This window comes from Succinimonas sp. (assembly GCF_045225735.1).
In the GTDB taxonomy this organism is placed as follows: domain Bacteria; phylum Pseudomonadota; class Gammaproteobacteria; order Enterobacterales; family Succinivibrionaceae; genus Succinimonas.
Window position 1 is genome coordinate 1 of the sequence record NZ_JBGVBR010000049.1, and the last position, 8,307, is coordinate 8,307.

6 protein-coding genes are annotated in these 8,307 nt (G+C 51.6%); 4 read left to right on the forward strand and 2 right to left on the reverse strand.

Translation table 11 applies throughout. The features are described 5' to 3' along the window. Nucleotides 1-424: 424 nt before the first annotated feature. Both ACJROR_RS01755 and ACJROR_RS01760 read left to right on the forward strand, forming a co-directional pair. The gene (locus ACJROR_RS01755; protein WP_406545597.1) at nt 425-1,459 is read left to right on the forward strand and encodes a DNA polymerase beta superfamily protein; all 1,035 of its coding nucleotides are present in this window, start codon (nt 425-427) and stop codon (nt 1,457-1,459) included. Between the two features lie 167 nt (nt 1,460-1,626). Then, nucleotides 1,627-2,421, forward strand: a complete 795-nt coding sequence (locus tag ACJROR_RS01760; protein WP_406545598.1) for a DNA polymerase beta superfamily protein — start codon at nt 1,627-1,629, stop codon at nt 2,419-2,421. Between the two features lie 64 nt (nt 2,422-2,485). Here the strand turns inward: ACJROR_RS01760 and ACJROR_RS01765 are convergent, their stop codons facing one another. Both ACJROR_RS01765 and ACJROR_RS01770 read right to left on the reverse strand, forming a co-directional pair. After that, on the reverse strand, nt 2,486-5,227 hold the full coding sequence (locus ACJROR_RS01765) for a hypothetical protein (protein WP_406545599.1): 2,742 nt from the start codon (nt 5,225-5,227) through the stop codon (nt 2,486-2,488). Nucleotides 5,228-5,395: 168 nt separating this feature from the next. Next, the gene (locus ACJROR_RS01770) at nt 5,396-6,361 is read right to left on the reverse strand and encodes a hypothetical protein (protein WP_406545600.1); all 966 of its coding nucleotides are present in this window, start codon (nt 6,359-6,361) and stop codon (nt 5,396-5,398) included. Nucleotides 6,362-6,913: 552 nt separating this feature from the next. Between ACJROR_RS01770 and ACJROR_RS01775 the strand changes: the two genes are divergently transcribed. Together ACJROR_RS01775 and ACJROR_RS01780 are read left to right on the forward strand one after the other, a co-directional pair. After that, nucleotides 6,914-7,396 carry a MerR family transcriptional regulator gene (locus tag ACJROR_RS01775; protein ID WP_406043124.1) on the forward strand — a complete coding sequence of 161 codons (483 nt, stop codon included), beginning with the start codon at nt 6,914-6,916 and terminating at the stop codon, nt 7,394-7,396. Next, nucleotides 7,374-8,307 (forward strand): VIT domain-containing protein (locus tag ACJROR_RS01780; protein WP_406545601.1); only part of this gene is annotated, 934 nt, incomplete at its 3' end. The genes ACJROR_RS01775 and ACJROR_RS01780, both read left to right, overlap by 23 nt.

The following is an 8,307-nucleotide window of genomic DNA, read 5'->3' on the forward strand; positions in this document are numbered from 1 at the left end:
TGATTGCTAAGACGAAGGCTCCGCATCGAAAGATACGGGGCCTTTTAAGTCTGGGCCCCGCCGATTCAGTGCGTTCCGGAGTTTGCCGGAGAGAGTCGTTTTTTCCGGAAACGGGAATTTCCTGTATCGTTCTACTACACGAACCAGTCCTTGTTTCCCGCCCATTCATCCTGCTGTCGCATCTCATTCAGCAAGCAATCCGCTCTTAAGTCGCTATGCGATGGTTTAATCGTTATTTTTTGCCGTGTTCAGATACAGGCTCTTTACAAACCGTTTCCGGAGTTTAAAATGCATAATTATACCGACAGACATTTTATAGCTTTCCCGGCTCGGCCATCTTTTGATGGAGAGTTGTTTCCAAAGAGCTGGGAAAACCGGGAATTTTGCTGCTGTCATACTGAGAGCCGCAGCACAGGGAGACCTTATGGATTTTCAGGAGCTTTTGAAATCTGAGAGCTACGACTTTATCCGCCGGAACGAGAGACTGGGAGACCGCATCATGCTCCTGGGACTGGGAGGCAGTCACGCCTACGGCACCAGCAGTGAAGGAAGCGATGTGGATTTCCGGGGGATCACGCTGAACCTGCCCTCGGATCTCATCGGCCTCACGGAATTTGAGCAGTACGTGGATGACAAAACCGACACGGTTATCTACAGCTTTAACAAGATGGTGAAGCTTCTTCTGGAATGCAATCCAAATACCTGCGAGATCCTGGGACTGGATGATGATCAGTACCTGATAAAGTCTCCCCTGGGGCAGGAGCTCATCGACAATGCCGGGATTTTTCTGTCCTTAAGGGCGGTAAAGAGCTTCGGAAGATACGCTAATGATCAGCTCCGGCGGCTCCAGAATGCCCTGGCCCGGGATAAGCTCCCTCAGGCGGATCGGGAGAAGCACATTATGAATTCCGTAAAGAGCGCCATCGAGGAGTTTAACCGGAGAAACCGCGGGGAAGGGCTGGATCTCAGCGATTTCAGGCTCACCATTGATAAGTCCGCCGATCCCGATATGGATGCGGAGATATTCGCCGACGCCACACTGCATCACTATCCCCTGAGACGGTTTTCGGATCTGGCGGGACAGATCCGGGGCGTGCTCCGGGAATATGACAAGCTTACCGGCCGCAACAAAAAGAAGGATGACAACCATCTTAACAAGCATGCCATGCATCTTGTGCGGCTCCTTCTGATGGCCCGGGACATTGTGGAAAAAAGAAGAATCATTACGCACCGCGCGGAGGATCTTCCGGTGCTTCTGGCCATCCGGAGAGGGGACTACATGCTGAGCGACGGCACCTATTCCGGGGATTTTTACGCTCTTGTGGACGAATATGAGAGAAAGCTGGACGAGGCCGTCCGGCGCACTAGTCTTCCGGAAGAGCCGGACATGGCGGCGGTGGGACGTTTTGTGGAACGGATTAACTACTATGCGGTGACCGGGAGACTGGGCTCCTCCTGAAAAGGTGTTTAAGCCTTGGAACAGGAATTCTTCCTGCCGCGCGCCTGTCATTTAACTATTTACCAATTGGGCCGTATCCCATTGGTCTTTGCGGTTTTTCCGGAATAACGGAGAAGCTGCTTTATGCCTGCAGGGCCCGTAACCCTGACATCACGGAGGATGCAGATATGGATATGCAGAAGGAAATTGCCGACAGACTTAACAGGATCGAGGAAGAGCGGGGCGTACGGATTATTTACGCCGCGGAATCCGGCAGCAGGTCATGGGGACTGGCTTCTCCGGACAGCGACTATGACGTCCGGTTCATTTACGTAAGGCCGCTCCCGCAGTATCTCCGCATCAACGAAGGAGCGGACTTTATTGAGTGGCAGCTGGATGCGGTTTACGACATTAACGGCTGGGATCTTAAAAAGGCTCTGGGACAGCTTTACAAGGGCAATGCCTCCATGTTTGAGTGGCGGCATTCCCCCATAATCTACCGCACCACGCCGGAATGGGACAGAGTAAGCGGGGTGTTCGGGGCATACTTTTCAGAAAAGGCTCTTGTCCGTCATTATTACGGTCTCGCCAAAAATACCTTCATGAACCATCTTCAGGGGGACAGCCTGAGCTACAAGAAGTATTTCTATGCGCTCCGGCCGCTTTTGTCCGCCCGGCATATCGAGATCCGGCACGAATTTCCGCCGCTGCTGTTTACCGAGCTTCTGGAGAGGGATCAGGATCTGCCCCGGGAACTCAGAGGTGCCATAAGCGGCCTTTTGGACATCAAGAAGCAGATAGCGGAAAAGGATCTCCGCCCCCGGATCCCGGTAATCAGCGCTTTCATTGAAACTGAGCTTGAGGCCCAGCAGGAAATGCTGGCCGCGCTGCCCGATGACCGGAAGCGGGATTACGATGCCCTGAACCGGGTTTTTCAGGAAATTATCTTTTTGCCGAACAACTCCGCGCAGCCTGCGCGCTGAAAAGAAAAAAGCCGTTCCCGGCGGACTTAGCCGGCAGCCCGGAGAGCCTGCCGGCGGCCAGAGATTAAAAATCTATGTTTGATTTGCTCTGGGGAGCTTTTACAGTGATGCTTTCGAGCTTCATATCTACGGGAACGTTGGGAATATCGACTTCTATGTAGTTCTTGGGATTCTTGGGGTCTTTGACAGTGCCTTTCACATCATGCACGCCGGCCTCAAGATTAATGACATGCACCATCTCAAAGGTTTGCATCCCGTACTCGGCATATGTTCCGGACCCGGTCAGATGCTTAAGGTTATTAATCATGCCTTTAAAATCTTGACCGGTTAATGTGCATCCGAGCGTTACGACAGTTTTAACTTCCAGAGTGTTATCGTCTCTTTTGCTGACGCGATTCGTGCAGCTGAATGAAGAAGAAATATTATGCTTAAACAGAGTGCTCAAGTCCGGTATCATGGGATGAAGGCAATTCTGCTGATTTTCTATTAAGTTCTCTTTAGCATCCATGCCCATATAATTCATCGACATAAGATTGGGCATCCCTCCCTGCATCACGAAGCTGGATACAAAACCCCGGAACTTTTCCGGAACCATCTGGTTAAAAACTTTCTCGGCATTATCTTTACGCTGTTCTTCGTTCGGCCCCCAGGAGAAATCGTTATCCCCGAGTTTTAAACTCTCTCCCAGAGTATCTCTCAGGAATACATCATGAACTGTAGTGGGGGTAACTGCCTTAAGTCTGGAATGCAGCTCAGCGGCATAGTGGTTATTGACGGCCTCTTTTGTGAGCACGCTGTTCGTAATAACCTTATTCAGATGCTCAGCGGTTATGGCGTCCACAGACAGCATATTTTTGAGCATTTGATTATTATTCATCTTGCTGGCGACATCTTCTATTACCTTTTTGTAATTACCCTTGAGGTCATTCAAATATTCTGTATTGTCGACAAGAGCGCAAAGCGTCAGATCTCTCATCACCATCCTGGCGAGGTTCCGAGACTGAGGCCCATTCATTTTCATCTCATCGGCAGCTTTGTCCAGCTCCTTGTTGAAGGACTCATCTTCGTTCAAAGCCTCCAGCGCTATCAGACGTTCTGCTGCTGTTTTCATTTGCGGCGCCGGCTGGTCATCCGGGGCTATTATGGCTGTGTGGTCATTGCCAGTGCTCATATGGTCTCTGATTTCGTCCATAAAGGAGTTAACAAAGCTGAATTTGAGTTCAAGCTTGCTTTTAAGTGCCGGAGTCATCGTTTCTGACATGCTGTCAAGACTGTCCTTAAGAGCTGTCTTAAGACCCTTGAGAGCTGTTAAAACTTCAGGTGTTACGCTAGTGTTTACAAGCTCTTTAGGAAAGACGGAGCAGGAGAGGGGGAGAGCATGCCCGACATGAGAGAAAAATTCTTTCATGTGTCCGGACATTTCGTTCTTGTCGGTAATGCCGGTTACATCCTGGAAAAGCTGTGTCAGCTTGTGAATTCCGGATATGCGCTCCAGCGGATTGGATGATTGCAGTTCTTTAATGCTTACCAAAAGAGAGTGCTGGGCTTTGAAAATGCCGGCATATTGCTTCAGGGCCTCAGGGGTGATTTCTTTGGAGCCATGATCGCTGAGATGGTCGAATACCTGCAAAATGCGGGTTCCTTCCATTTTGGGCAGCATGTTTTTGATATCGGCAAACTGCTTTATGGTACTGTCGGAAATGTCTTTCTGGTAGTTGCCGCTGAGTCCCCGTACGATCTCCCCCAGCTGCTTGTCAGTCAGGTTCAGATCGGGCAATTGCTCTTTAAGCTTTATCATGGCGCCGCTGTAGCGGAAATTCGAATCCTTTTCGGTATAGTACTGGGGATTTGCAGCCTGCCGCAGATTGCCGGCCTTGGACAGAGCTCCGTTCTCCCCGAAAATCTTCGTCATGAAAGCCCTGTCAGTTTTTTGATTTCCGCTGGCGGGAGCGCAGAGGCTGTCATAGATTTCCGCAAGCTTGCGGGCGGTTTCCGTGACATCCTTGCCGGAGGTAAGAGCTTTTTCCGCAAAGGCTGACATCCTGTCATTGATTTCAGCCATAATGTCCTGAAGGATCTGGTTAATTTTGTCCTGGATTCCCCTGGTTCTGGGCTGGGAGAGCAGAGTGTTCAGGGCGGAGGCCTTTTCCTGCGCATTGATGCAGGCAAAGGCTTCAGGATTTGCGGTGATACGGGATAATATGGCATGGGTCATATGCAGGTCATTATTGGCGGTCTTCAGGTGGGCGGCATATTTGTGGATGAATTCCGCCGGGGTCAGCGATTCGCCTTTTATGGGAATGCCGGCTTTGCCGGAGCTGCCTTCCTGAGCAATGGTCATCAGCTTGATGTCCTTAAGGGTTACGTTGTTGGACTTCCAGGAAAAGAGATCGCTCAGCATGGAGGAAACTTTCTGTTCGTTCTCCTGAGCCCCCGGGGGCGGGGCTGCGGAGCTGCTTTTCTCGGCAATGCTTTTAGTCAGGGCTGTCTTGAGCACTTCGTTAAATGAGGCATTGCGCTGGAGCGCGGTCACCTTGTCAAACTGCCGCTGCTGCTCCTTGTACTGGGAGTTAAAGAGCCCCTTGAAAAATCTGTAAATGCAGTTATCCCGCTTTTTAGGAGGATTAACCACGATGAGTTCGCCTTTGGAATCGAGAGAAAAGGCTCCTTCCTGATCCATGAGACTTTTTATGCGGTCACTCAGGGTATCCTTGACGGAGTTGAAATCATACTGCCGAAGATCGGAGGTTTTCAAAGCGGCAAGCTCGGCGGTGTTCAAAGCGCCAAAATTAGCGTGGTCGGTCATGGTGATAATCCTTCTCAGTTGAGTGAAGGGGAGCTATGCGTCTCGTCCTTTCAGCATGGCAAAGAATCCGCTGCCATTTTATGTCTTATCTGCTATGAAAACGCTCTCACGGAAAAAAGGTGACAAATATTTTTGCCGCGGCAATGCAGCGCCTGCGAACAGAGGCGCTCAGACTTCTAAAAATACCGAGCTCCCGAAAAAGTTCGGCTCTGTGTCCTGACTGTTTCCGTCCTCACTCTCATGTTCCAGAAGATCGGTATTTTCCAGAAACTTCTCAATCAGGAGCTTTTGCTTCCCCAGGGCTTCCTCAAAAGCGGCGGCCAGACTGTCAGGAGCCTGGTTCTCGGCGGTGAGATCCAGAATCTGCTCCAAAGTCAGGGCCTGGTAACGCCAGCTGAACTGAAAAAGCTCCTGGTGAGTGACGTTTTCAGCGATAAGTTTGGCCATGGACTCAGGCGTCAGCCGAAGCCGGGGCAGGGAATTTTCAATCACGAGACAGCCGGAGGCGTTTTTAAAGGTGATCCGCGTTCCGAAATCCGGAGAAAGCTCCAGCCGGTTCAGGGATTCCTGCAGCATTTCCTCGGTTATGCCCATGCGGGACAGCAGATCCTGAAAGACGCTTCGGGCTCTTTTAATGTCCTTGTCAGTGACCAGAACGGAGTCTTCGCTGTTATCCTCAGGTTCCGTCTCCTCTTCCTCCGGCTCTCCGGAAATCAAAAGGGCGGTTTTGGCGAAGCTGAACAGGCGGCGGTTAAACATTTCCGGGGTCAGTCCCTCCTCTTTGAACTCCGTTCTAAGGCCGATAATATTCCGATCCGGGAGGAGCACTAAGGAGGCCCGTCCCAGAAGGGGAGATTCCAGAAGCCGGGCATCCATGCGGGCGTATTCATCAAGGAGCGTCTTCAGGCCATCTTCCTGCGGCCTTTCATCCTCTTCGGAACCGCAAAAGGCCACGGAGAAGCGCAAAAGAGGGGCTCCGCCGTCAGGGGCGGGAGTTTCCCCGATAGAGCAGACCAGCTTGTCATTCAGGGTAACGGTGTAGTCTCCGGTCAGTTCTTCGGCTTCGATTTTTGCCTGATCCCCGGGTTTTACCCCCAGAGAATTGGCGAAGTTTTCAATGTAATCTTGCAGCATGGTTATCCTGTTAAGTCGCAAAAGGATCAGGGGGAACAGAGGCGGAACTCCGAGGCTCCGATGCGATGCCTGTCTTCCGCCGGAAATGATGTCTTAAGAGTAAGGTAAGTCAAGATCGCAGGCGTGACAACAGCGGAAGGCTTTTTTTATGAGGGAGCTTACAGACGGGTTTTGAAAAGTGATAACTCCTTCCCGGATGATGCTGATCCGGTCTTCCGGAGGGGAGAATATTCCGGCCGCGCTGCCCCGGACCGGAAAGGTGATTATGACGCCCGGAACCGGGTTTTCATGAAAGCGGGGCTGATGTCAGATAAGAGCTCCGCAGCCGGAAACCGCTGTCAGGAGCGGTTCCGGGCCGGGCTGCCGCGGTAAGCCGCTCCGGCGGGTTTTCATGGCGGCATGATTTATTTTGAGTATTCTGTCAGATTCTTAATCGTTCCCCGTCCAAAAGATGGTCTTTTCTGAGATAATGTTATCATCTTCGCAATTTTAATATGCAACTGAAATATTTTACAGTAAATATGTGACAGCACAGGTGTTAAATTTGATACCATGACCATGAATGACGAAAAGCATTTTACCCTCGAAGAGCTAAGCGCCCTGACCTCTCTGTCTCGCCGCACCATCCGATTTTATATGCAGATCGGCATCGTGCCGCGTCCCGAGGGGGCCAACCGCGGAGCGTATTACCTGGTAAGCCATCTTGACCGGCTGCTGGAAATCCGCAAATGGCAAAATGCCGGCATCAGCCTTAATCGCATCCGGGAGCTTCTGGATAATTCCGCCGGGGCCGCGGATATTCCGGCAAGACGCCGCAGTACCGGTGATATTTCAGTAAAGAGTCATATCTTTCTGAGACCCGGGGCGGAGCTGGTTATCGATCCCGCGGAGGCCGGCTTTACTCCTGAGGAGGTACGGGAGCTCACGCAGGGTATTATGCGTTGTTTTGATCAGATCAAGCAGAATCAGAATCAGCCAGTAATTGACAACACACCTAACGGAGAACAAAGCGATGAAGAGCGAAGCGAAGAATAAAGGAGCCGTTCTGAAGGATAAAACGGGACATCCGGTGCCGCTGACCGGCATCAGTGTCACTGCCGAAATAAACGATGTGCTTTCCCGGGTTACCATGACCCAGAACTATGAAAACAAGGAAAGCAAAAACATTGAGGCCGTGTATTCCTTTCCTCTGCCTCTGAACGGCATTCTGCTGGAATTCACCGTAACCATTGACGGCAAAACCAAGCACGGCGAGGTGCTGAAGAAGAACAAGGCCCGGGAAGTTTACGAGGACGCCGTGGAGAAGGGGGACTCCGCCGCCATGCTGGAAAAGATCGACGAGGGCCTTTACAGCATGAGCGTGGGGAACATTCTGGCCGGTCAGAAGATCTCCATCTCCTTTACCTATGCCGAGTTCAATATTTGGAACGGTTCCCTGCTGCGGTTTTATCTTCCTTCGGTGGTGGCTCCGAAATACGGTTCTCCCGAAAAGGCCGGCATTGAAGCTTATCAGGCTCCCGTTACCGCTCTGGAGGCCAAAAACGCCCTGATCTGTGAGGTAGTTGTTACCGGGGCTTTGCAAAAATTTGATATTTCCTGTCCGACCCACAGCATGGAGCGCTCGGAAGGGGAGGACGGCGCGCATTTTGCAATTTCCGCTTTTGCCGATCGGGATCTCATTCTGGAGATCCGGAATCCGGCCGAACCGGCTCCTTATGCCTGTCTGGGCCGTGATGGAGAGGGGTACGTGGCTGCCGTGGCCATAACTCCGGATTTCGGCGCCGAGGACAGCAGACTGCCCCGGGATCTGGACATCATTGTGGACTGCTCGGGATCCATGAGCGGTGATTCCATTTCTCAGGCCCGGGTTGCTCTTTCCCGGATTCTGGAGCTGCTCAGAGATACGGATTCCTTCAACATTATCCGGTTCGGGAGCAGGGTGGTTC

Coding starts and splice junctions, on each gene's coding strand:
- ACJROR_RS01755 (WP_406545597.1), top strand. CDS start 425: ATGGATTTTCAGGAGCTTTTGAAATCTGAGAGCTACGACTTTATCCGC.
- ACJROR_RS01760 (WP_406545598.1), top strand. CDS start 1,627: ATGGATATGCAGAAGGAAATTGCCGACAGACTTAACAGGATCGAGGAA.
- ACJROR_RS01765 (WP_406545599.1), bottom strand. CDS start 5,227: ATGACCGACCACGCTAATTTTGGCGCTTTGAACACCGCCGAGCTTGCC.
- ACJROR_RS01770 (WP_406545600.1), bottom strand. CDS start 6,361: ATGCTGCAAGATTACATTGAAAACTTCGCCAATTCTCTGGGGGTAAAA.
- ACJROR_RS01775 (WP_406043124.1), top strand. CDS start 6,914: ATGACCATGAATGACGAAAAGCATTTTACCCTCGAAGAGCTAAGCGCC.